Origin of the sequence: Paraburkholderia kirstenboschensis (assembly GCF_032806925.1) — a bacterium.
Taxonomy (GTDB): domain Bacteria; phylum Pseudomonadota; class Gammaproteobacteria; order Burkholderiales; family Burkholderiaceae; genus Paraburkholderia; species Paraburkholderia kirstenboschensis.
This window is the reverse complement of record NZ_CP136512.1, coordinates 1,647,628-1,671,808: the sequence shown is the minus strand read 5'-3', so window position 1 is coordinate 1,671,808 and position 24,181 is coordinate 1,647,628. Positions and strand designations below refer to the sequence as shown.

Below are 24,181 nucleotides of genomic sequence, written 5' to 3'. Positions count from 1 at the left end.
CGAAGCGCCGCCGCTCAAAGCGCGTATTGGGCGATCCCGTTGCCGAACGACCAGTTCTCTTTCAAAACTTCGACGAGGTTGATCAGCACATCCTCGCGCCTGAGCCCGGGCGACTCATGCAACTCGTCGACCATGCGCTCGTAAAGCGCCTTTTTCTGCTCCAGCGTGCGCGTGTTGTTCAGCGTTATCTGAATCATCACGAGGTCATCGGTTCGCTGGACGTTCAGATACTGGTTGTCGTACACAAAATTGTCCGGCTCGTGCTCGGTGATCAACATGAAGATGTCGTCTTTCGGCACGTTGAATGTGGCGACGAGCGCGCGCTGGATGCTGTCTGTAAGTGCCTTCCGATATTCGGCGGGCTTGCCGGCGCGCAAAGCGATTCGGGTAAGCGGCATGACTATCTCCTCAGGTGGTGGATACGTGAAGACAGCTTAGGCCGGCTGAGCCATAATGAACATATATTGCTGGCTATTTCATCTATGTTCGATCGAAATGAAGGTCCTTGATCTCGATGCCGTCCGCGCGTTCGTGCTTGTCGCCGATCTGTGCAGCTTCACGCGCGCCGCCAATGCGCTCGACACCACGCAATCCGCCGTCAGCCTCAAGCTCAAGCGCCTCGAAGCGCATCTGGGCAAGCAGTTGCTGGAGCGCACGCCCCGCGTGGTGCGTCTTTCCGTCGATGGCAAAGCGTTTCTCAGCGCGGCCCGCGACCTGTTGAACGCGCATGAGCGGGCGCTGGGGTCGCTGTCGGTTGAGCGTCGGCGGCTTGCACTCGGCTTGAGCGAACATGTTGCGGGGCCCGAACTGCCGCAACTGCTGGCGCGACTGAACGCGCACGATCCGGGGCTCGTGGTCGAGCTGCACCTTGGCACGTCCGCTGCGCTGCTCGCCCATTTCGACGAGCGCCGTCTCGATGCGGTGATCGTCCGGTATGGCGCGGACGAGCCTCCGCGCGACGACGCCCAGGTGCTGTTCAGCGAGCCGCTCGAATGGCTGGCAACGCCGGCGTGGCTGCCGCGGGTCGGCGAGCCATTGGCGCTCGCGCTGTTGAGCCCGCCGTGCAATGTGCGCGATGTCGCGCTGCGTACGCTGACGGAGGCGTCCGTGGCATGGCAGGAGGTTTTCGTCGGTGGCGGCGTCGCGGTTGTCGGCGCGGCGGTGGCCGCGGGACTCGCGGTGTCGCCACTTGCGCGCAGAGTAGCGCCGCGCGGTTTGATCGATGTCGGCGCCCGGCTTGGGCTGCCGCGACTGCCTGAATCCCGCGTGACGCTGCACTCTCGCGTGAGGGACGAGCGTTCGAAGGAAACGCTGCGGCTGGTGACGAACGGGCTGGCGAGCGGGTGAGCGGCTAGAGGACGCGGTGCGCGTGGGGTTGGCCCGCTAACACCTCGCCGCCGATGGCCTACACCCGCGCGTTCACAACTCAGTGCAAAATCGGCGGGAGAGAGCCGCTGCGGGCTGTCGCCGGATTCCCGGCTGCTGCCGTCTGATCAGCGCCGGCATTTGTGACGGGCGCCGAGGAACGCGGCTCGATCCCCGCCGACGTTCCCGCCGCACTCCGCCTGCTCCCGGCGTCATTAATCGGACCGGCATCCGCGGCGTGATTTTGCACCGTATCGGCGCGCATGGCCTTCGACTGACCGGGTTGCGTCTGCACCACGTGCGCACGGGCTTTCGTGCCTTGCGCGACGACCGCTGCCTTCTGCTTCGCCTTGCCTCCCGCCGCGTCGGAAGCTTTGTTCGCGCCGGTGGCCGTCACATGCTTGACGCCACCGTGCTTGCTCGACTTCTCCGCCCGACCGGCCGCCGACGCCGACGCCGATCCAGATGCAACGCCCGACGTCGCATGCTTTCCAGCGGTCTTCGTCGCCGTCTTCGAAGCGCCCTTCCCATCCCGCACGGACTGCCCGGTGCCCGCGCCGTGCTTGCCATGCGCGCTTGCCTCAGGCAGATTCCACACTTCCGTATAACCGCCCGCCATGGCCGCGCCGGACACGCACCACACCGCAATCGCCGTTGCTGCTACTCGAAACCACATCTGCTGCATCTCCTGAAATCTTTGCTTTCGTGACGAGCCGGGATTATATTCCCTTGCAAAAATCCGGTTTTGGACTAGTATAAGCAATAAGTACATATAAGGACTTACCCGCTCATGGCACATGCCGCCCGCGCCACCCAGCCCGAAGCGCCTCTGCGTCGGCCGAATTCGGAACCGTCGTTTGCAGAAATGTCTGCGGCTGGTTTGCGCGCGTTCTTCAGAATCGCGCAAGATTGGGATCTAAGCGCCGACGAGCAGATCATGCTGCTCGGTTCGCCAGGCCGCTCCACTTACTTCAAGTGGAAGCAGGCGCCGGAAGCGGCGCGCGTCGGTCGCGATACGTTGGAGCGCCTGTCGCTGCTGCTCGGCATCTACAAGGCGCTGCAAATCCTGTTGCCGCAACCGGGCACAGCGGACACCTGGATCAAACGCCCCAACAGCGCACCGCCGTTCGGCGGCCGTCGCGCACTCGACCGCATGCTGGCGGGCAATGTCAGCGACCTCGTGGCCGTGCGCCAGTATCTCGACGCAATGCGAGGCGGCTGGGCGTGACAGAATTGCATTGGCAGGACCGCTGGCGCAGCGCGCCTCTGGATTGGTCGCCCGCGTATCGCGTTATTCCCACCCGTTTTCCGGCCGTCAATCTGTTCGATCGGGTCGCATCGCCGGAAGATTTCGACGCGCTATACGCGCTCGAAGCAATGACCAACGACCGTCTGCGCACCGAAGTCGGCGAACTCGATCTCGTGCCGCGCGAAGAACGGCGCTTTGGGCCGGGCTACGGACCGATCATGGCCGCGCTCACGCATCTGAATCCACTGGGCAGCCGCTTTTCCGACGGCACCTACGGCGTGTTCTATTGCGCCCGCTCCCGCGCCACGGCCATAGCCGAAACGCGCTATCACACGGGCAAATTTCTGGAAGCCACCGCCGAGCCGCCAATGCGTCAGCAAATGCGTCTCTACACTGTCGTGGCGCAAGGGGAAGTGGTCGACCTTCGCGGCGATCCGAAGCTCGATCTCGCAGTGCTCTCTCCCGACGACTATCTCGCCGGTCAATCGCTCGGCCGTGCGGTGCGCGAGGCGGGAGCGCCGGGCATCGCGTATCCATCGGTGCGGGACGCTGAAGGCGAATGCCTTGCTGCATTCAGGACAACGCTGTTGCGCGACTGTCACCACGCGGCGTATCTGGAATACAACTGGAACGGCACGAGCGTGGATATGGTGTTTGAGCTCAACCAGGTCGGCTGACAGCTTCTTGATGAGCGCCTCGTCAGGGCAGCGCCAGCGCCGCCGCTCCTTCAGCCCGCGCCTCTTCCACTGAAATGGACCAGCGCCGCAGCGCTCGGGGCTCGACGATAGTCAGCCTGCCGCCAGGGCCGAATGCGCCCGTGTCGATGAACACCTGCGCGCCGATCTGCTTGATGTCGCGCATCGGCGTATGCCCGCAGTAAGTCAGCGACAAACCACGCTGCCGTTGCGGATCGCCGTTGCCCATCGCGAGATCACGTCCCCATAGCAATTGCTGGCGCGTGTCCGCGGAGAAATTGCCCGCGTCGAGCTCGGCGTCGGTGCCGAAAAATTCGGCATGCAGAACATTGAAGCGCTCAGGCCCGCTGCCCACCACGCGTGCGAGCGGCAGCGTGCGCAGCCGCTCGGCGTAGCGACGCAAACTCTCGTCGGGCAGATTGGCTGCCCACGCGCCGCCAATGCCGTACCACCATTGCCGCCGCAAGCGGCCATCGGCGACGGCGCACAGCGCGTCTTCGTGATTGCCGAGCACGGCGAAAAACCACGGCTTGTCGAGCAGAGCCAACGCCTGTTCGGAATGCTCGCCGCGATCCACCAGATCGCCGACTGAAAAGAGCCGGTCACACGCGGGATCGAACGAGACGAGGCGCAGCAGATAGCGCAATGCATCGACACAACCGTGCAAGTCGCCGACTACGAAGTCGCGGCCGCTCCGGTTGGCCGGATGGTGCTGAACAGAGGTGTCGAGTACGGAAGCCATAGGTTCATGATAATGCGCAATCCCCAATGCGTATGCGCGCTGCCTCTCGTAGCGCGGCAGGAGAAAGCGCAAAGTTGACAGGAAACACGCGAAAACCCACGCGTACGCGGCAGAGTTTGCCGAAAACAGCCTGTTTGCGGGCGCCCTCTTGCTGGCTTCGCGTTTTGGCAACTTCCGTTGCCTGAGAAGCCAATGTCACGCCCGCACGAACAGGAGTCCGACCAGGATTCGCGGCTGAAAGTTGCGCTGGCAAATGGCGCGGGGGCCTGCATACGGGTTCGACTGAAAGCCGCACGCAAAGCCGTTGTAAGCCGCTATGCGTGCGAAGCGCCCGTTCGTCAGCCGACGCAGCACACGCGAGTAGAATCCGCGACACGCCCGCCCTCCCGCACTCCTTTTATGCTCACAAAATATTATCCGCAAACGCTTCGCAATCGTCCGCGCATGCTGATCGCCCTCGCGATCGGCGTCGTCGCTGCCATGTTGACGCCGGAACACACGCGCCCGATGGTCCGCGTGCTGGTCGGCTGGGACACGACGGTGTGGACTTACCTGGTGCTGATCTGGGCGCACATGGCCGCCGCCGATACAGGCCGCGTGCGGGACTTCGCGCGCCGTGACGACGAAAACGCAGGCGTCGTGCTGTTCGTGATCTGCATGGCGACCATTGCAAGCATTGCCGCGATCGTGCTCGAACTTGCATCGGCCAAAGGCACGGCGGGCGCGTCGACGGTATGGCACTACGCGCTGACCGGGCTCACGCTGATGGGCGCGTGGTTCCTGATTCCGACCATCTTCACCCAGCACTACGCACGGCTCTACTACGATACCGACGCACCCGAGACGCCGCTTCTGTTTCCGGATCATTCGCTCACGCCGAACTATTGGGACCTTCTTTATTTCTCGTTCACGATCGCGGTTGCCTCGCAAACCTCCGATGTCGTGCTGCGCTCACGTCCCATTCGGCGAGCCGCGCTCGCGCAATCCGTCTTGTCGTTCTACTTCAACGTCGCCGTGCTCGGCTTGTGCGTGAACATCGCGGCCGGCCTCCTCGGTTCCTGATGTTCGGATGTTCACCGCCGCGCGAAGGCGGCACACATCAACACGACGTGGAGCGCCACGGCGAGCCATGAGGCGCGCTTGCCTCTTCCAGTGACGGCGCTTGCCCGTCCCACAGCAAGTCTCGTGTAAAACGCGGACCACCTCCGCCCGTTTTACACGCGCCCGCAGCCTTCTCCGGCGCCGCGCCGACTTTGTTGCCGCAGACCTTCCCATAGGGGCACTCCATCGCCCTGCATCGCCCCCTCGCGACAATCCACTGGCACAGGCCTTGCTGACCTTCGCAGACGGTTCTGGCCGGCTCGCCCCGACGCCTGGCGTCTGTACACCCGTAACTGGCCAGCGGCGTGACGATCTTTGCACTACATTGACCAGTACGCGCCCCCGTCTTCGGAACGCGCGGCCTCCGGCGGCCTCCGGCTCTGGAAGCCCAATGAGCGCTGTGATCGCTTGCCACTTGCATCCACACCGCAGCAGGACAAATCTGGAAACGACCGATGGAATCTCCAAACGGGTACGCGCCGCGGATCTATTTTTTTCATTCACTTCTGGTTGGACCGCTTGACGCGTGGCCTGCGCAGTTCGCCCACGCGGCCGCGCTGGGCTTCGATCACGCGTTGATCGGCAGTCTCTTCGAACCGGGCCAGGCGAGCCACGGGCAGGTCGTGGGCAACCATGCGCGGCTGCATCCCGTGTTCGAAACCGAGCAGCCCGCCGTCGACGCTATCCGCACGCTCGCAGGCGAGGCGCGTCAGCAAGGCCTCACGCTGCTGGCCGATCTGGTGATCGACCGGGTGGCCGCCGATGGCGCACTCTACGCGGAGCATGCGGACTGGTTCCATCCGCTGGAATCCGAAGAGGCGCGACTAGACCCACGGCATGTGCATCGAGAGGACAACGTCGCCTATGCGAATTTCGACGACGCCGGCAAGCGTGCCGCGCTAGCCGACTGGTGGACGCAGCAACTGCTCGCGCTCGCCGACGCGGGTATCGGCGGTTTCCGGTTCGATTCACCGCACCGCGTCCCCGCCGAGGTCTGGCGGCAGTTGCGCGATGCCGTGCGCACCGCTCATCCTGATGTGCGCTTTCTCGCGGCGACGCCCGGCCTTGCCCGCAGCGATCTGCTCGGGCTCGAGGGCGCGGGCTTCGACAGCGTGTTCTCGTCGGTGCGCTGGTGGGACTATCGCGCGAGCTGGATGGTGGAAGAGCATGCGGTGCTCGCGCGCATCGGCGGCCCGATCGCGTTTCCCGAAGCGCCTTACGGCACTCGCCTCGCCGCCGAGTTGAGCGATCCGCACGATTCGAGCATCGTCGAACGCGCCTATCGCCGCGCGTTGTTCACGGCGTCCGCCATCGGCACCGGCTGGTTGATGCCGATGGGCTTCGAATACGGCGTGAGTGAACCGATGTCGCAAACCCGAGGCGACGCGTCGCAATTCGCACTGGCTTGCCAGGCCAAAAAATTCGACCTGACGCCGCAGATCAAGCGCGCCAATGAACTCGCACGCACCGCAAGAGCGCTGCACGCGAACGGGGAATTGCGCGCGTTGAGCGGGCCCGGCGCACCTGCCGCGGTGCTGCTGCGCGCCGATCAACCCGACCTGCGCGATGCCAGCGAGGCGGTTCTCATCGCGATCAATCCCGAACTCGGCGCGCCTGTGCGCGTCGATCCGGCGCGTTTTCTCGCCAGCGTGCCCGGCAATTTCACGCGCTTTGTCGCTCTGGATGCGCCAGGCCGCGCCGCGCCTGCGGCTTTGACGCCGTTCGCGCTGGCACCCGGCGCCGTGCGCCTCTTCCAGGCGTTGGCGGAGAAGCCGATCTGTCTTGCGCCGCCCATCGACAAAGCGAACAGCAAGCGCAGCGGCCGCAAGACCGTGCTCGAAGCGATCAATGCGCCGCGCGTGGCAATCGAAAGCGTGACGCCTTCCGTCGACAATGGCCGCTTCGCCGCCAAGCGCAGCGTCGGCGAGCGTGCTGAAGTCAGCGCCGCGATTTTCGCCGAAGGTCACGACAAGATCGCCGCCGCCGTGCTGTGGCGCGCCGCCGACGAGAACACCTGGCACGAAGTGCTGATGACCCCGGCGCAACCCGCGGGCCTCGACATCTGGAAGGCGCGCATTCCGCTCGATCGCATGGGGCGTCACGAATTCACCGTGATCGCCTGGCGGGACGACTTTGCTTCGCTCGTCGAACATGTGGAGAAGAAGTTGAAGGCGGGTCAAACCGTCGAGACCGAACTCGATGAAGCCGCGCATCTGTTCGCGCTCGTACTGGCCGAAGTCGAAACGACCGAAGGTGCGGTCATCGAACCGCTCAAAAATATCGTCGAGCATTTCGCCAAGGCCGACGACGAAACCAAACTCAAGCTGCTTCTCGATGCGGGCACCGCGAAGGCGATGATCGCCGCGCGGCATCGTCCGTTCCTGAGCCGCGATCCGGTGACGTACAAGATCGACGCCGAGCGCACTGCCGCGCGCTTTGCAAGCTGGTACGAGATCTTCCCGCGCTCGATGAGCGACGACGAATCGCGCCACGGCACGTTCGCCGATGTCACGACGAAGCTGCCGCGCATTCGCGACATGGGCTTCGACGTGCTGTACTTCCCGCCGATTCATCCAATCGGGCAGTCGAATCGCAAAGGCCGGAACAACACGCTGAACGCACAGCCCGGCGACGTAGGCAGCCCGTATGCGATCGGCGGGGCAGAAGGCGGACATACCGCCGTGCATCCGCAACTCGGCACGCTCGACGACTTCAAGAAGATGCTCGCCGCCGCGCACGCCCATGGCCTCGAAATCGCGCTTGACTTCGCGGTGCAGTGCTCGCCGGATCATCCGTGGCTGAAGGAGCATCCCACGTGGTTCGCCTGGCGTCCCGACGGCACGCTGCGATATGCAGAAAATCCGCCGAAGAAGTATCAGGACATCGTCAATCCCGACTTCTACGCTCACGACGCGAAGCCCGACCTGTGGCTCGCATTGCGCGACGTGTTCCTGTTCTGGATCGACGCGGGCGTGCACATCTTCCGCATCGACAACCCGCACACCAAGCCGCTGCCCTTTTGGGAATGGGTGATCGCCGATGTGCGTTCGCGCCATCCAGACACGATCTTCCTGGCCGAAGCATTCACGCGTCCGCGCATGATGAACCGGCTCGGCAAGATCGGCTTCTCGCAGTCGTACACGTATTTCACGTGGCGCGAGTCGAAGCGCGATTTCATCGAGTATCTGACCGACCTCACGCAAACCAGCGCGCGCGACTTCTACCGGCCCAACTTCTTCGTGAATACGCCGGACATCAACCCGCGTCATCTGCAATCGCAGGGACGCACGGGCTTTCTGATTCGCGCGGCGCTCGCTTCCACGCTTGCCGGTTTGTGGGGCGTGTATAGCGGCTTCGAACTTTGCGAGGCGGCTGCGTTGCCGAACAGCGAGGAATATCTCGACTCCGAGAAGTATCAGTTGCGCGCGTGGGACTGGAACCGGCCAGGCAACATCACGGCGGAGATCACCGCGCTGAACCGGATTCGCCGTGCGAATCCCGCGCTGCAAACGCACCTCGGCCTCACGTTCCTGCCCGCGCACAACGACAACATCCTGTTCTTCGAGAAGGCAACCGAAGCGCGCGACAACGTGATACTCGTCGCCATCAATCTCGATCCGTTCAACGAACAGGGTGCGGACATCGAGTTGTCGTCGGAGACATTCCAGAAATGGAATCTGCACGATCACGGCGCACTCGAAGTGACCGATCAGATGACGAGCGCGCGTTTTACATGGCACGGCCGCTGGCACCATGTGCGGCTCGGCCCCGGCCAGCCTTTTTCCATCTGGCACATTGCGCCGCTCGGGGGCCTGCCCGCCGAGCGTCCCGATGAAGCCGACAGCGACTCGACCAGCGCCCTTCACGCAGACGCTGGCAACCCTACCCCGACGGAAGGTGCGATATGAAGCGTGACGATCCCTCACAGAGCACGTCGCAAGCGCATGCAAGCTCGACAACCGCCGCCGCAGCAAAGGCGCGCGCGCGCCGCCGCGGCAAGCCGGCCACATTGAGCGACGATCCGCTCTGGTACAAAGACGCAATCATTTACCAGGTGCACATCAAGTCGTTCTTCGATGCGAACAACGACGGCGTCGGCGATTTCCCCGGCCTTATCGCGAAGCTCGATTACATCGCCGAGCTCGGCGTGAACGCGATCTGGCTGCTGCCGTTCTATCCGTCGCCGCGTCGCGACGACGGATACGACATCGCCGATTACCGCAACGTGCATCCTGACTACGGCCAGCTCTCCGACGTCAAGCGCTTCATTCAGGAGGCGCATGCGCGCGGCATCCGCGTGATTACCGAGCTCGTGATCAACCACACATCGGATCAGCACCCGTGGTTTCAGCGAGCGCGCCGCGCGAAGCCGGGTTCGAACCATCGCAACTTCTATGTGTGGTCCGATACCGATCAGAAGTATCAGGAAACACGGATTATCTTCATTGACTCGGAGCCCTCGAACTGGACGCACGATCCGGTTGCGGGCGCTTACTACTGGCACCGCTTTTACTCGCATCAACCCGATCTGAATTTCGACAATCCGGCCGTGCTGCGCGAGGTGTTGCAGATCATGCGCTTCTGGCTCGACATGGGTATCGACGGGCTGCGGCTCGACGCGGTGCCCTATCTGGTCGAACGCGAAGGCACGAACAACGAAAACCTGCCGGAAACGCATGCCGTTCTGAAGAAGATTCGCGCGACTATCGACGCGGAATATCCGAACCGCATGCTGCTCGCCGAAGCGAACCAGTGGCCGGAAGACGTAAAGGAATATTTCGGCGACGAAGACGAATGCCACATGGCATTCCACTTCCCGTTGATGCCGCGCATCTACATGTCGATTGCGAGCGAGGACCGCTTTCCGATCACCGACATCATGCGGCAAACGCCGGACCTCGCCGCCTCGAACCAGTGGGCAATTTTCCTGCGCAATCACGACGAGCTGACGCTCGAAATGGTCACGGATTCCGAGCGCGATTACCTGTGGAATACCTACGCGAGCGATCGTCGCGCGCGCCTTAACCTCGGCATTCGCCGCCGCCTCGCACCGCTGATGGAGCGCGACCGCCGCCGCATCGAGTTGATCAATTCGCTGCTGTTGTCGATGCCGGGCACGCCCGTGATTTATTACGGCGACGAGCTAGGCATGGGGGACAACATCCACCTCGGCGACCGCGACGGCGTGCGCACGCCGATGCAATGGTCGTCGGATCGAAACGGCGGCTTTTCGCGCGCCGATCCCGAACAACTCGTGTTGCCGCCCGTGATGGGTTCGCTCTACGGCTTCGACGCGGTGAACGTCGAAGCGCAAAGCCGCGATCCGCATTCGCTCCTCAACTGGACGCGGCGCATGCTCGCCACGCGTCGCGCGAAACAGACTTTCGGACGCGGCACGATCCGCTTCCTGAAGCCGGAAAACCGCAAAATTCTCGCGTACCTGCGTGAGATGCCCAACGAGCCGCCGATTCTTTGCGTGGCGAATCTGTCACGCGCACCGCAAGCAGTGGAACTCGACCTGTCGGAATTCAACGGCTCGGTGCCGATTGAAATGACCGCCGATTCTGTGTTCCCCCCGATCGGCCAGTTGACTTATCTGCTGACGTTCCCGCCGTACGGCTTCCTGTGGTTCATGTTGTGTCCAGGCGGTCAGCGTCCGACCTGGTCGCAGGCGCACCCGGAGCCGTTGCCCGAATTCGTCACGATCGTGATACGCGAGGGCCAGGTCGGACCGACGCCGGAAAACGTGCGGCTGCTCGAATCCGAAGTGCTGCCTTCGTGGTTGAGCCGCCGCCGCTGGTTTGCATCGAAGGATCAGAAGATGCATGCGGTACGGCTCGCCGCGTTGACCACGATCCCCAACGGAGGCTTCGCCTTCACCGAGATCGAAGCCGATGTCGGCGATCACACGGAACGTTATGTGGTGCCGATCGCAATCACGTGGGGCGGCGAGACCACCACGCCGCTGTTCCTTCAACTTGCGTTGGCGCGTGTGCGGCGCGGCCGCAATGTCGGGCATTTGACCGACGCATTTGCGTTGCCGATCTTCGCGCACGGCGTAATGCGCAAGTTGCGCGAACGCGCGGTCATACCGACCGTGCAGAAAAGCGAGATCAGGTTCATTCCGACCGAGCGTTTCGCTGAACTCGAGAATCTCGGCGAACGCCCTGAGATTCGCTGGCTCGCGGCGGAGCAAAGCAACAGCTCGCTCATCATTGCAGACGCCGCGGTGCTGAAACTGGTGCGGCGCCTCGTGAGCGGCATTCATCCGGAAGCGGAGATCAGCCGCTATCTGACGCAACTCGGCTATGCGAACACCGCGCCGCTCTTTGGCGAAGTGGTGCGCGTCGATCCGCAGGGGGTGCCGCATACGCTCGCGATTCTGCAAGGGTATGTCGACAATCAGGGCGATGCCTGGAACTGGTCGCTCGATCATCTGCGCCGCTCGGTGGACGAACTCGCGATCGCCGTCGACACAGACGCGTCGTCGACGCCCGACCGCGGCAACGAGGTTATTCTGCTGGAAGGCTACGCGTCGTTGGCCGGCATCATCGGCAGACGCCTTGGACAGCTGCACGTCGCACTCGCTTCGCCGACCGACGACCCGGCGTTCGCACCCGAAGCGGCGAGCGCCGATCAGGTGAAGGCATGGGTCGACGGCACACAGTCGATGCTCGCGAGCGCGCTCGACCTGCTCGCGCCGCGCGTCGAACAGATGCTCGATGCGGAGACGAAAGCCCTCGCGCGAAGCCTGGTCGACCGGCGCACCGCGCTCGTCGAGGCCGTCAACAAACTGGTTTCACCCGACACGCAAGCACAGCGCATTCGCATCCACGGCGACTTCCATCTGGGCCAGGTGCTGGTCGCACAGGGCGACGTCTATCTGATCGACTTCGAGGGCGAGCCGGCGCGCTCGCTCGAAGAGCGTCGCCAGAAGTCGAGCCCGCTGCGCGATGTGGCCGGCCTGATGCGTTCGTTGTCGTACGCGAGCGCCGCGGCGCAGTCCACGATGGAAAGCGCGCCGCAGCAGACCGCGGATCGCAAACGTACCCTGTTCGACCGTTTCCGCGTGCAAGCCACGGAGACATTCCTGAAGGAATACCGCGCGGCCATCGCCGAAGCGCCGACGCCGCTCGTCGCGCCGGAGGCGGAACAGGCGCTACTCGATCTGTTCCTGATCGAGAAGGCCGCGTATGAAATCCGCTATGAAGCGGCCAATCGCCCGGCATGGCTCAGTTTGCCGGTGCGCGGACTAGCCGCGCTCGCAGGCCGTTTGCTCGGCGACAAGAGCACGTCGCACGATCCGTCAACCCAGGCGCCAGACGCCGCCACACCGCCTCATCCGGCCGAGGGCGACTATGAGTGAACACGATCCGGCCGCAGGCCTCCAGCCGCTCGATATGGACGCGCTCGTCGAAGCGCGTCATCCCGATCCTTTCTCGCAACTCGGCCTGCATCAGACGGACGTCGGTCCGGTGGTGCGCGCGCTGTTGCCCAATGCGACGCACGTCAGCGTGATTTCGCGCGCCGACGGCTCGTTGCTCGGCGAACTTCAGCAGTTGCGTCCGGGCCTTTTCGCAGGCCGCGTGAGCGCGGCGGTGCCATATCGTCTGCGCATCGACTGGCATGGCACGGAGCAGGAAATCGAGGACACGTATTCGTTCGGCCCCGTTCTCGGCGACGAACCGCTCGGGCGTCTCGCGGGCGGCGATCCTTATGCCGTGCTCGAATGCCTCGGCTCGCGTCCAATGGAAGTGGACGGCGTGCCCGGCGTGCGCTTTGCCGTATGGGCGCCGAACGCGCGGCGCGTCTCGGTGGTGGGCGACTTCAACGCGTGGGACGGCCGGCGTCATCCGATGCGCCTGCGTCATCAGGCGGGCGTGTGGGAATTGTTCGTGCCGCGAGTCGGGCCGGGCACGCGCTACAAATACGAGCTGCTCTCACGCGACGGCCATCCGCTGCCGCTGAAGGCCGACCCTTGCGCGATGCAGACCGAGAAGCCGCCAGGTACGGCGTCGGTCGTCGCACATGTCGACGAGATCGAGCAGTTTCCGTGGAGCGATCACGAATGGATCCAGTCGCGCGGCGAAAAGCAGACGCCGCGCTCGCCGATTTCGATCTACGAGGTGCATGCGGAGTCGTGGTTGCGCATCGCCGAAGAAGGTCAGCGCGGCCTCAATTGGGAAGAACTCGCCGAGCGTCTGATTCCCTATGCGAAGACCATGGGCTTCACGCACGTCGAGTTCATGCCGGTCGCGGAACATCCGTTCGGCGGATCGTGGGGCTATCAGCCGCTTGGACAGTTCGCGCCGTCCGCGCGCTTCGGCAAACCCGAGCAGTTCGCCGCCTTCGTCAACAAGGCGCACGAGGCCGGACTCGGCGTGATTCTCGACTGGGTGCCAGCGCACTTCCCGAACGACGCGCATGGCCTCGTCCAGTTCGACGGCACGCCGCTCTACGAGCATGCCGACCCGCGCGAGGGCTATCACCAGGACTGGAACACGATGATTTACAACCTCGGTCGCAACGAGGTGAGCGCGTTCCTGGTGGCCTCGGGCCTCGCCTGGCTTAAGCGCTATCACGTGGACGGCTTGCGCGTGGACGCCGTTGCGTCGATGCTGTACCGCGACTATTCGCGCGCAGCCGACGAGTGGGTGCCGAATATTTACGGCGGGCGCGAGAACCTCGAATCGATCGCGTTCCTGAAGCGCCTGAATCATGAGGTGGGTTACGTGCCTGGCGTGCCCGGCGCGATCACCATCGCCGAGGAATCGACCGCCTGGCCGGGCGTGACGGCGCGCGTCGAGGACGGCGGTTTGGGTTTCCACTTCAAGTGGAACATGGGCTGGATGCACGACACGCTGCACTACATGCAGGAAAATCCGGTCTATCGGCAGTACCACCATCACAACATGACGTTCGGCATGGTCTATGCGTACTCCGAGCGCTTCGTGCTGCCGCTTTCGCACGATGAAGTGGTGCACGGCAAAGGCTCGTTGCTCGGCAAGATGCCCGGCGATATGTGGCAGAAGTTTGCCAATCTGCGCGCGTACTTCGGCTTCATGTGGACGCATCCTGGCAAGAAGCTGCTTTTTATGGGCTGCGAGTTCGGCCAGATCGCGGAGTTCGATCACGACACGTCACCGCACTGGCATCTGCTCGACGACCCTCATCACCATGGCGTGCAATTGCTGGTGCGCGACCTGAACCGTCTGTACAACCAGGAGCCGGCGCTGCATCTGCTCGACAGCGAGCCCGGCGGCTTCGACTGGCTGGTCGGCGACGACAGCGCCAACAGCGTATTCGCGTATCGCCGCACGGACGGCGCGGGCCGCGAACTCGTCGTGGTGTGCAACATGACGCCGGTGCCGCGCGTCGGCTATCGCATCGGCATGCCGCGCGAAGGACGCTGGTCGGAAGTGCTCAATACCGACGCCGGCGTGTACGGCGGCTCGAATATGGGCAACGGCGGCGTGATTCATACCGAGGCGATCTCGAGCCACGGCTGGCCGCATTCCGCCCCCCTGACCCTGCCGCCGCTGGCGACGATCGTGCTGCGCGCCGATTGAGCGGAGACTGACAGGGAACCGGCTGCGATCGGGCGCGTCCCGATCATGCCGAAGCGAGCGCGCGGCCGCGTGATAACCGGGCCGCGCGCTCGTTGCATGAAGGCCCGCGATAGCGCTGCATCAAACAGAACAAGGAAGGGGAACCATGTCGCATGCAATGCCCGACCGGCTTCTGCCTGGCTCGCCGTATCCGCTCGGAGCCAGTTGGGACGGCCTTGGCGTCAACTTTGCAGTGTTCTCCGCGAACGCGCAGAAAATCGAGCTTTGCCTGTTCGATCCCACGGGCCGCAAGGAAATCAGGCGCTACGCGCTGCCCGAATGCACCGACGAAGTGTGGCACGGCTATCTGCCGAACGCGCATCCGGGCACCGCTTACGGCTTTCGCGCGCACGGCCCATATCAGCCGCAGCATGGGCATCGTTTCAACCCGCACAAGCTGCTGCTCGATCCGTACGCGCGCAAGCTCGTCGGGCAATTCCGCTGGTCGGATGCGTTGTTCGGTTATCGCGTGCATTCGAATCGCGCGGATCTTTCAATCGACCGGCGCGACTCGGCACCCGCGATGCCCAAATGCGTCGTGATCGACGAAGCGTTCGACTGGTCGCACGACAAGCGCCCAAATGTGCCGTGGGGCGAAACCGTTATTTATGAAGCGCATGTGCGTGGCGCGTCGATGCTGCGCGCCGATTTGCGTCAGCACGAACGCGGCACGTTCGCGGCGCTGTCGTCGCCGGAATTTATCGAGCATCTGCTGAAGCTCGGTGTGACCGCCGTCGAACTGCTTCCCGTGCATGCGTTTCTGAACGACCGCTTCCTGGTTGAACGCGGCCTGCGCAACTACTGGGGCTACAACACAGCGGCGTTCTTCGCGCCCGAGCCGTCGTATCTGAGCACGCACCGGCTCGACGAAATGCGCATTGCCGTGCGCCAGTTGCACGCGGCCGGCATCGAAGTGATTCTCGACGTGGTCTACAACCACACCTGCGAAGGCAACGAAATGGGCCCGACCGTCTCATGGCGCGGCCTCGACAACGCAAGCTACTACCGGCTGATTCCCGGCGACGAACGGCACCATATCAACGACACCGGCTGCGGCAACACGGTGAATGTGCCACATCCGCGCGTGCTGCAAATGGTGATGGATTCACTGCGCTACTGGTCGACGGCGTTCAATATCGACGGCTTCCGTTTCGATCTCGGCGTGACGCTCGGGCGCGAGCAGCATGGTTTCGATCCGGGCTCGGGTTTCTTCGACGCGTTGCGCCAGGACCCGATCCTCTCGCAACGCAAGCTGATTTCAGAGCCATGGGACATCGGTCCGGGCGGTTATCAGCTTGGCAATCATCCACCGGGTTTTGGCGAATGGAACGACCGTTTCCGCGATACTGTGCGCCGTTTCTGGCGCGGCGACGCGGGCCTGCGGCCGGATCTCGCAGCGCGCCTGACCGGTTCCGCCGATTTCTTCAACCGGCGTTTCAGGAAGCCGTGGGCGTCGATTAATTTCGTCTCGTCGCATGACGGTTTTACGCTTGCGGACATTACTGCGTACGAGCACAAGCACAACGAGGCGAATCGCGAAGGCAATAACGACGGCCACAACGAGAATTGCAGCAGCAACTGGGGCGTGGAAGGACCGACCGACGACCCGGCGATTCTCGAAACCCGGAGACGCGTGGCGCGCTCGATGATGGCCACGCTGCTCGTCGCACTCGGCACGCCGATGATGCTCGCCGGCGACGAATTGTTGCGCACGCAGAACGGCAACAACAATGCGTACTGCCAGGATAACGAAATATCCTGGATCGATTGGGAAGCCGCGCAATCGCCGGTCGGCCGCCAGATGACCGACTTCGTCGCGCGCGTGATCGCGCTGCGCAAACAGCATCCGCTGCTGCGCGAAACGCGTTTTCTGTTCGGCGACCGTGAAGTATTGCCGGGGCTGTTCGACATCGGCTGGTTTGACGAGAAAGGCGATCCGCTGACGATCGAAGCCTGGCAGGATCCGGAAGGACGCGCATTCACATTGCGGCGCGCGGGTCCGGGTCTTAACGGCGAAACGGAAGTATTGTTGATGATGCTCAACGCGAGTGCAGAAGCGCTGCGTTTTACTCCTCCGGCGCCGCACCTGGAATGGCACGTGCTGTTAGACACTGCGGATACGGAAAGCGCGCCGCGCCGGCTCGCCGCGTCGGATATCGAAGTCGCGGCGCATGGCCTCGTGATACTCGCCGCGCAACCGGTCGGCGAGGCCGATTGGCAAGCGGGATGGAAGGCCGGCGCGCAGCATGGGCCACGTCTGTTGACCGCCCTGCCTCCCGATCCCGGCGAGCATCCGCCGACGAGCGACTCGTCGCCGACCACGTAGATCGCGGCGGCGACGCGCCAACGGCGTGTGAGCAATCCGACAGCAAAACCGAATGGTGAAGAGTCATGTCAGAAAATCCAATCGACCCACACGCGCATCATTACGCTCATTGCCTGCCATTTGGCGCGCAATTGCTGGGTCCCAAAGGGACGAGCCCGCGCACGCGGTTTCGTTTCTGGGCGCCGTCGTGCAAAAGCGTTCAGGTGGAAATCGAGAACGGCCCCGCGCAAGGCGCGCATGAAATGACGCCTGGGGGAAACGGCTGGTTCGAAACGAGCGTAGAAAGCGGCGCGGGCACGCTCTATCGCTTCCGTCTGGACGACGGCAATGCGGTGCCCGATCCGGCGTCGCGCTTTCAGCCGCAAGACGTGCATGGTCCGAGCGAAGTCATCGACCCGCGCGCGTATCGTTGGGAACATACGGACTGGCATGGCCGTCCGTGGGAAGAAACGGTGCTGTACGAACTGCACGTCGGCGCAATGGGCGGCTATGCAGGCGTGCAGAAGCGCTTGCCGGCGCTCGCCGCGCTTGGCGTGACGGCCATCGAACTGATGCCGTTGAACGATTTTCCCGGCAAGCACAATTGGGGCTATGACGGCGTGCTGCCGTACGCGCCCGACTCCGCATACGGCCGTCCCGAAGAACTCAAGGCGCTGATCGACGCCGCCCACGGTCTCGGCCTGATGGTGTTTCTCGACGTGGTCTACAACCACTTCGGACCGGACGGCAACTACCTGCATGAATACGCGCGCTCGTTTTTCCGCGAAGGCACGCATACGCCGTGGGGTCCCGCAATAGACTTCGCCCGCACTGAAGTCAGCGACTTCTTCACGGATAACGCCATCTACTGGATCAACGAATATCGCATTGACGGGTTGCGTTTCGACGCCGTCCACGCCATCGACAATCACGCGTGGCTGCGTGAGCTTTCCGACCATATCCGCGCGCACGTACAGCATGACCGCCATGTGCATCTCGTGCTCGAAAACGAGCACAACAGCGCGAACCTGCTCGAGACGCACTTCAACGCTCAGTGGAACGACGACGCGCACAACACGTTGCACGTGCTGCTGACCGGCGAGACCGAAGGCTATTACCACGCCTACGAAGATCAGCCGATTCGCCGCCTCGCGCGCGTGCTGTCCGAGGGCTTTGCGTATCAAGGCGATCCGTCGCCGATTCATGACGGTGCGCCGCGGGGCGAATCGAGCGGGCATTTACCGCCGACGTCGTTCGTGATGTTCCTGCAGAACCACGATCAGATCGGCAATCGCGCATTCGGCGAGCGCCTGCGCAAGCTGACCTCTGACGACGCATTGCGCGCGGCGACCGGCTTGCTGCTGCTGTCGCCGCAGATTCCGCTGCTGTTCATGGACGAGGAATACGGCTCCACGCAGCCGTTCCTGTTCTTCACCGACTACACTGGCGATCTCGCCGATGCCGTGCGCGAAGGACGCCGCCGCGAGTTCGCGCGCTTCTCGTCGTTCAGCGATGAAAAACGCCGGGCGCAGATTCCCGATCCGAACGACGCCAGTACGTTCGCCGCATCGTCGCCGCCGGAGCCCGCGACCGCGACGGCACAAGCGCAGGACGACGAAGCGAAAGACCGGCTCGACTGGATGCATTTCTACAAGTCCGCGCTGACGGTACGCGCAAAACTGATAACGCCGCGACTGAAGCACGGCAAGTCGCTCAACGCAACGGTGCTCACCGACGAGAACGGCGCTGACGCGAATGCGTTGATTGCGCGCTGGAAACTCGGCGACGGCGAGACGCTGTCGTTCGCGCTCAACCTGTCAAAGCAGAGTGTGCCGTTCAACGACGTGCCCGCGGGCAAGGTCATTTTCGAAACGCCGCCGCGCGTGCGCGAACAGATCGATGCGAACGTACTGCCGCCCAATGCGTTCGTCGCATGGCTGACCGGCGACATCAACGACTACGCGAGCGGACACGATGCTCGCATTGTCGGCAAAGAGGAGCGCCGCACGTGAGTACCCGACGCCCTAACGATACGATAGCCACACTCGCGACGCGCGCCGGCTTCGAGGTGGAGTGGGAAGACGCGCATCGCAAGGTGCATCGTGTGCCCGAGAACACGCTTGCAGTGCTGCTCGAACGGATGGGTTTGCCATGCGGCAATGCCACGCAGATCCGCCAGAGCGCCGCCGCGCTCGACGCCGAACTGTCGGGCCGCAAGCTGCCGCCGCTCATGACCGCCGAAGTCGGGCGCGGCATAGCATTGCCTGCGTCGGCGCTGAAGTCGGGCAGCCACTACCGGATCGAACTGGAAAGCGGCTCGATCATCGACGGACGCTTTACCGCGCCCAAAGGCGAGCAGGCCTTGCTCGCGCCAATCGACGAACCCGGCTATCACACACTCGTCATTCACGAACAGCGCGTGACGCTCGCGGTCGCGCCGTCGCGCTGCTATACCGTCGCCGACGCGTGGCGCGCCTTGCGCAACGACGACGGCGATGACGACGCGAAGGCTCCGCCGCTGTGGGGCATCGCCGCCCAGCTGTACGGTCTGCGACGCACGGGCGATGGCGGCATCGGCGATTATTCGGCGCTTTCGCAAATCGCGGCGCAAAGCGCGAAGCACGGCGCGCATGCGCTTGCCGTCAGCCCGACGCACGCCATGTTCAGCGCTGAGCCAAGTCGCTTCAGCCCGTATTCGCCGTCGTCGCGTTTGTGGCTGAACGTCACGCATATCGATCCGGCCGCCGTGTTCGGAGCAGACGCTGCACGCGCCGCGATAGAGGCCGCGCAGGCGGCCGACGCATGGACGCAACTCGAAGCCTTGCCGCTGATCGACTGGCCGAACGCCGTCGTGCTGAAGCTGAAAGTCTTGCGCGCGCTGTTCGAGAATTTCTGCACCCAGGAGCGTGCGCAAGGCGGCGCGCAGGACACACCGCGCGCGCTGGAATTTCACGGATTTTGCGAACGTGCGGGACGTGCGCTCGAAGACCATGCGCGTTTCGAAGCGCTACAGGCAGCGCAACTCGCACAAGGCGGCAACGGTCATTGGCGCAATTGGCCCGAAGCCTTGCGCGATCCGCGCAGTCCCGAAGTCGAGGCGTTCGCCGAAGCGAATCGCCATGAAGTCGACTTCCATCTGTTCTTGCAATGGCTCGCGGCCAAGGGTTTGTCGCACGCGCAGCACACGGCGCGCGAGGCAGGCATGGCCGTCGGTCTGATCGCCGACCTCGCGGTGGGATGCGACAGCGCCGGCAGCCATGCGTGGTCGTATCGCGACGACATGCTGCAAGGCGTGTCTGTCGGCGCGCCGCCCGACCTGTTCAATCAGGCCGGTCAGAGCTGGGGCCTCACCACTTTCTCGCCGCGGGCGATGCGCACGCAAGGCTTCTCGGCTTTCATCGACATGCTGCGCGCCGCCTTTGCGCATGCCGGCGGCATTCGCATCGATCACATTCTCGGTTTGCGGCGTCTGTGGCTCGTGCCCGAAGGCGAAAGCGCGCGCGACGGCGCTTATCTGCGCTATCCGCTCGAAGACCTGTTGCGTCTGATCGCGCTCGAATCGTGGCGACATCGCGCAATCGTGATCGGCGAAGATCTCGGGACCGTGCCGCCCGGCTTCCGCGAACGGCTCGACGACCATGGCCTCGCCGGCATCCGCGTGCTGTGGTTCGAGCGTAGCGAGGACGGCACCGGCTTCAAGCCGCCGCAGTCCTGGGACCGCAACGCGGTCGGCACGACCACCACACACGATCTGCCGACCGTCGCCGGTTGGTGGCTCGGCAGCGACATCACATGGCGCAACAAGATTGGGCAGACGACGGCGCGCGCCGATGGCCGAGATCCGGAAGAAGCCGCGCAGGAAGAGCGCGCGAGCGACCGCGCCGAACTGTGGCGCGCATTCCAGCAAGCCGGCGTCGCCGCGCCTGATGTTAAAGCGCCGCCGCCCGAGAGTCCGCCCGTCGATGAAGCCCTCGCATTCGTTGCGGCGACGCCAGGTCCGCTCGTCACATTCCCGCTCGAAGACCTGCTCGGTCAGTCCGACCAGCCGAACCTGCCGGGCTCGATCGACGAGCATCCGAACTGGCGCCGTCGCGGAAACCTGTCCGTAGACGAGATGTTTGCAGACGACAATTTCTGCGACCGGCTTCTCGCCGTCGACCGGGCTCGCAGCACCGCGACCGTTTCCACTCCATCAGCCAACACTTCTTCGGGGCCTGACACGCCATGACCGTCCCGCGCTCCACTCTTCGCCTCCAGTTTCACCGAGGCTTTACGTTCGACGACGCCGCGAAGCACGTCGACTATTTCGCGGCGCTCGGCATCAGCCACGTGTACGCGTCGCCCATCACCACCGCCGAGCCCGGCTCGATGCACGGCTATGACACCGTCGACTACACCCAGGTCAGCGCCGAATGCGGCGGCGAGGCGGGCTTGAAACGCCTCGTCGACAAACTTCACGCGCATGACATGGGGCTGATCGTCGACATGGTGCCGAACCATATGGGCGTCGGCGGGTCGAGCAACGCATGGTGGCTCGATATCCTTGAATGGGGGCGCCATAGCGCCTATGCCCGTCACTTCGATGTCGACTGGCATTCGCCCGATCCGGCTTTGCGCGGCAAGGTGTTGCTGCCGACACTCGGCGGACCCTATGGCGACGAACTCGCGTCGGGCCGCATCGCGTTGCACTTCGCGGCAGATAGCGGACGCTTTTATGTCGGCTACGGACCGCACGTGTTTCCGGTATGCCCGACCGATTACGCGTCGATTCTGCAGAGCGCCGACCGCGCCGATCTCAGCGCACTTGCCGAGCGCTTCCATGGACTGACGACGCAGCCCGCCGACCAGCCGCGCGCCGCCGAAGGGCGCGACATCCTGCGTGAGTTCGTCGCGCAAAACGGCAAGTCCGCAATCGATGCCGTGATCCAGACGTATTCCCCCGAAGATCCGCTCACGCGCGATCGCCTGCACCGGCTGCTCGAGCGTCAGCACTTCCGTCTCGCGTGGTGGCGCACCGCCGCCGACGAAGTCAACTGGCGGCGCTTCTTCGATATTTCGACGCTCGCCGCTGTGCGCGCCGAGCGGCCGGAAGTGTTCGAGGCCACGCATGCGCTCGTCTTTCGCCTGTATCAGGAAGGCACAATCGACGGTCTGCGGATCGATCATGTGGACGGGCTCGCAGAGCCGCGCGAATACTGTCAGAGGCTGCGGCAACGTCTAACAGAGTTGCGCGACACCACGCCGTATGTGGTCGTCGAAAAGATTCTGGCGCGCGGCGAACCGCTACGCGACGACTGGCCGGTGGACGGCACTACAGGCTACGATTTCATGAACGACGTGGGCGCGCTGTTGCACGACCAGGCAGGCGCAGAGCCGCTTGCGCAGGCATGGACCGAACTCACGGGCCGCAGCGCGAGTTTCGCGGACGAGGCACTCGTCGCACGGCGCAAGGTTCTTGCGGAGAATCTCTCAGCGGAACTCGACCGCGCGGCGCGAGCGCTGCATCGCATTGCGCGCGACTCGCTCGCCACGCGCGATTACACCTTCACGACATTACGCCGAGTGCTCACCGAACTGGTCGTGCATTTTCCGGTGTACCGCATCTATCCGCAAAACGGTCTGCGCAGTGCCGCCGATAATGTGTTCTTCGAGCAGGCGCTGGCCGGCGCGCGCGCGGCGCTTTCGCGCGCCGATCATGGCGTGCTCGAGCGCGTCAATGCATGGCTTGGCGGCAGTGTGGACGAAGCGCCCGCAGGGCGACATGCCCATGCCCAGCAAGGACAAAACGGCGCGCCGCCGAACCATGCGGGTTCGGCACGGCGCACCGCGCAGACGCTGTTCTCGCAGTTGACCGCGCCGGTTGCCGCGAAGGCCGTCGAAGATACCGCGTGCTATCGCTACGGCCGGCTGTTGTCGCGTAACGAGGTGGGGGCCGATCCGGGCGAATTCGCGTTGTCGGTCGAGCAGTTTCATGCGGGCAATGTCGAGCGCTCACAGCGCTTTCCTCACGCAATGCTCGCAACAGCTACACACGATCACAAGCGCGGCGAAGACGTGCGCGCACGGCTTGCGGTACTCAGCGAAATCGCGCACGAGTGGAGCGCGACCTCGCGCGCATGGTCGACGTTGAACGCGCCGCACCGGCGTTCGCTCGAAGGCAAGCCGATCAGCAGCGTTGGCCAGGACACTAGCTACGACTGGGCGCCCGGCCCCGCCGCTGAAGCGATGCTGTATCAGACGCTCGTCGGTTGCTGGCCACCCGATCTCAAGCCCGACGACGAAGCGGGCGTCAAGGCATTGGCCGAGCGCGTCGCGCAATGGCAACTGAAGGCGCTGCGCGAAGCCAAGCTGCAAACCAACTGGTTCGCGCCCGACGAAGCGTATGAAGCCGGTTGCCGCGACTTCCTGTTCGACATTCTTGCGCCGCAGCGGCGCGACGGCTTCCTCAAGGAGTTGGCCGCGTTCGTCGCACGGATTTCACGCGCCGGCGCGCTCAACAGTTTGCAGCAAACTGTCTTGCGGCTCGCATCGCCTGGGATTCCGGATCTTTATCAAGGCACCGAGTTGTGGGACTTCAGTCTCGTCGATCCGGACAATCGCCGGCCCGTCGATTTCGAGCAGCGTGCAACCTGGCTTGCGCAAGCGCCGCCGTCGGAGTTTCTGTCGATGTGGCGCAATGGACGTGTGAAGCTCGCCGTCGTGCAGCGAGTGCTCGCACTGCGTGCGCATCTGCCGGAGTTGCTGAGTCAGGGCACGTACCAGCCACTGACCGTGCGGGGCGCGCATGCGACGAATGTGATTGCGTTCGCGCGGCGGCATGGCAATGCGTGGGCTGTCGTCATAGCGAGCCGGCTCGCGGCCGGCTTGCTCGGCGTAGAAAGCGATCTGCCGATGGTCGATCCGGTGAAATGGCAAGACACGGCGGTCGAGATGCCGTCTGATCTGTCCGCGCGAGCCTTGTTCGACTGGCTGAGTCCGGCCGCGCCGAAGGTCGATGAAAGCGGCCTGCTGTACTTGCGCGACGCGCTTGCGGCAATGCCAATTGCGGTGCTCGTCGAAGACGGCGTGCCGCGCAGTTGAGGGCGTCCTGACTGTCGGCTTGTCGAACCAGAACGA

The 24,181-nt window shown here is 63.9% G+C and carries 14 protein-coding genes; 11 read left to right on the top strand and 3 right to left on the bottom strand.

Annotated features, from left to right (window positions below):
- Positions 1-14: 14 nt before the first annotated feature.
- Positions 15-398 carry a tautomerase family protein gene (locus RW095_RS16280; protein ID WP_317016951.1) on the bottom strand — a complete coding sequence of 128 codons (384 nt, stop codon included), beginning with the start codon at positions 396-398 and terminating at the stop codon, positions 15-17.
- Positions 399-495: 97 nt separating this feature from the next.
- Here RW095_RS16280 and RW095_RS16275 point away from each other — a divergent pair, with 97 nt between their 5' ends.
- Entirely contained in the window at positions 496-1,347 is an 852-nt protein-coding gene (locus RW095_RS16275; protein WP_317016950.1) for a LysR family transcriptional regulator, read from the top strand.
- A 79-nt stretch (positions 1,348-1,426) separates the two neighbouring features.
- Here RW095_RS16275 and RW095_RS16270 read toward each other — a convergent pair whose 3' ends face one another.
- The gene (locus RW095_RS16270; protein ID WP_317016948.1) at positions 1,427-2,041 is read right to left on the bottom strand and encodes a hypothetical protein; all 615 of its coding nucleotides are present in this window, start codon (positions 2,039-2,041) and stop codon (positions 1,427-1,429) included.
- Between the two features lie 114 nt (positions 2,042-2,155).
- Between RW095_RS16270 and RW095_RS16265 the strand changes: the two genes are divergently transcribed.
- Both RW095_RS16265 and RW095_RS16260 read left to right on the top strand, forming a co-directional pair.
- Positions 2,156-2,593 carry an MbcA/ParS/Xre antitoxin family protein gene (locus RW095_RS16265; RefSeq protein ID WP_128588642.1) on the top strand — a complete coding sequence of 146 codons (438 nt, stop codon included), beginning with the start codon at positions 2,156-2,158 and terminating at the stop codon, positions 2,591-2,593.
- On the top strand, positions 2,590-3,291 hold the full coding sequence (locus tag RW095_RS16260; protein ID WP_317016946.1) for an RES family NAD+ phosphorylase: 702 nt from the start codon (positions 2,590-2,592) through the stop codon (positions 3,289-3,291). The genes RW095_RS16265 and RW095_RS16260 overlap by 4 nt, the downstream gene beginning before the upstream one ends.
- A gap of 22 nt (positions 3,292-3,313) precedes the next feature.
- Here RW095_RS16260 and RW095_RS16255 read toward each other — a convergent pair whose 3' ends face one another.
- On the bottom strand, positions 3,314-4,051 hold the full coding sequence (locus RW095_RS16255) for a metallophosphoesterase (protein ID WP_128588638.1): 738 nt from the start codon (positions 4,049-4,051) through the stop codon (positions 3,314-3,316).
- A 399-nt stretch (positions 4,052-4,450) separates the two neighbouring features.
- Here RW095_RS16255 and RW095_RS16250 point away from each other — a divergent pair, with 399 nt between their 5' ends.
- The 8 genes from RW095_RS16250 (at position 4,451) to treY (ending at position 24,145) form a co-directional block, all read left to right on the top strand.
- A complete protein-coding gene (locus RW095_RS16250) occupies positions 4,451-5,113 on the top strand; it encodes a DUF1345 domain-containing protein (RefSeq protein WP_317016944.1) in 663 nt (220 codons plus the stop codon).
- Between the two features lie 494 nt (positions 5,114-5,607).
- Positions 5,608-9,060 (top strand): maltotransferase domain-containing protein, encoded by a 3,453-nt coding sequence (locus RW095_RS16245; RefSeq protein ID WP_317016943.1) that lies wholly within the window; start codon positions 5,608-5,610, stop codon positions 9,058-9,060.
- Positions 9,057-12,518 (top strand): maltose alpha-D-glucosyltransferase, encoded by a 3,462-nt coding sequence (gene treS / locus RW095_RS16240; protein WP_317016941.1) that lies wholly within the window; start codon positions 9,057-9,059, stop codon positions 12,516-12,518. Before RW095_RS16245 ends, treS begins: the two co-directional genes overlap by 4 nt.
- Positions 12,511-14,721 carry a 1,4-alpha-glucan branching protein GlgB gene (gene glgB, locus RW095_RS16235; protein WP_317016940.1) on the top strand — a complete coding sequence of 737 codons (2,211 nt, stop codon included), beginning with the start codon at positions 12,511-12,513 and terminating at the stop codon, positions 14,719-14,721. Before treS ends, glgB begins: the two co-directional genes overlap by 8 nt.
- 145 nt (positions 14,722-14,866) lie before the next feature.
- The gene (gene glgX / locus RW095_RS16230; protein ID WP_317016938.1) at positions 14,867-17,086 is read left to right on the top strand and encodes a glycogen debranching protein GlgX; all 2,220 of its coding nucleotides are present in this window, start codon (positions 14,867-14,869) and stop codon (positions 17,084-17,086) included.
- Positions 17,087-17,151: 65 nt separating this feature from the next.
- Positions 17,152-19,077, top strand: coding sequence for a malto-oligosyltrehalose trehalohydrolase (gene treZ, locus RW095_RS16225; protein WP_317016937.1), 1,926 nt, complete (start codon positions 17,152-17,154; stop codon positions 19,075-19,077).
- Positions 19,074-21,293: a 4-alpha-glucanotransferase gene (gene malQ, locus RW095_RS16220; protein ID WP_317016935.1), complete on the top strand. Its 2,220-nt coding sequence runs from the start codon at positions 19,074-19,076 to the stop codon at positions 21,291-21,293. The genes treZ and malQ overlap by 4 nt, the downstream gene beginning before the upstream one ends.
- The gene (gene treY, locus RW095_RS16215; protein ID WP_317016934.1) at positions 21,290-24,145 is read left to right on the top strand and encodes a malto-oligosyltrehalose synthase; all 2,856 of its coding nucleotides are present in this window, start codon (positions 21,290-21,292) and stop codon (positions 24,143-24,145) included. The genes malQ and treY overlap by 4 nt, the downstream gene beginning before the upstream one ends.
- The last annotated feature ends 36 nt before the right edge of the window (positions 24,146-24,181 follow it).

Coding starts and splice junctions, on each gene's coding strand:
- RW095_RS16280 (WP_317016951.1), bottom strand. CDS start 398: ATGCCGCTTACCCGAATCGCTTTGCGCGCCGGCAAGCCCGCCGAATAT.
- RW095_RS16275 (WP_317016950.1), top strand. CDS start 496: ATGAAGGTCCTTGATCTCGATGCCGTCCGCGCGTTCGTGCTTGTCGCC.
- RW095_RS16270 (WP_317016948.1), bottom strand. CDS start 2,041: ATGTGGTTTCGAGTAGCAGCAACGGCGATTGCGGTGTGGTGCGTGTCC.
- RW095_RS16265 (WP_128588642.1), top strand. CDS start 2,156: ATGGCACATGCCGCCCGCGCCACCCAGCCCGAAGCGCCTCTGCGTCGG.
- RW095_RS16255 (WP_128588638.1), bottom strand. CDS start 4,051: ATGGCTTCCGTACTCGACACCTCTGTTCAGCACCATCCGGCCAACCGG.
- RW095_RS16250 (WP_317016944.1), top strand. CDS start 4,451: ATGCTCACAAAATATTATCCGCAAACGCTTCGCAATCGTCCGCGCATG.
- RW095_RS16245 (WP_317016943.1), top strand. CDS start 5,608: ATGGAATCTCCAAACGGGTACGCGCCGCGGATCTATTTTTTTCATTCA.
- treS (WP_317016941.1), top strand. CDS start 9,057: ATGAAGCGTGACGATCCCTCACAGAGCACGTCGCAAGCGCATGCAAGC.
- glgB (WP_317016940.1), top strand. CDS start 12,511: ATGAGTGAACACGATCCGGCCGCAGGCCTCCAGCCGCTCGATATGGAC.
- glgX (WP_317016938.1), top strand. CDS start 14,867: ATGTCGCATGCAATGCCCGACCGGCTTCTGCCTGGCTCGCCGTATCCG.
- treZ (WP_317016937.1), top strand. CDS start 17,152: ATGTCAGAAAATCCAATCGACCCACACGCGCATCATTACGCTCATTGC.
- treY (WP_317016934.1), top strand. CDS start 21,290: ATGACCGTCCCGCGCTCCACTCTTCGCCTCCAGTTTCACCGAGGCTTT.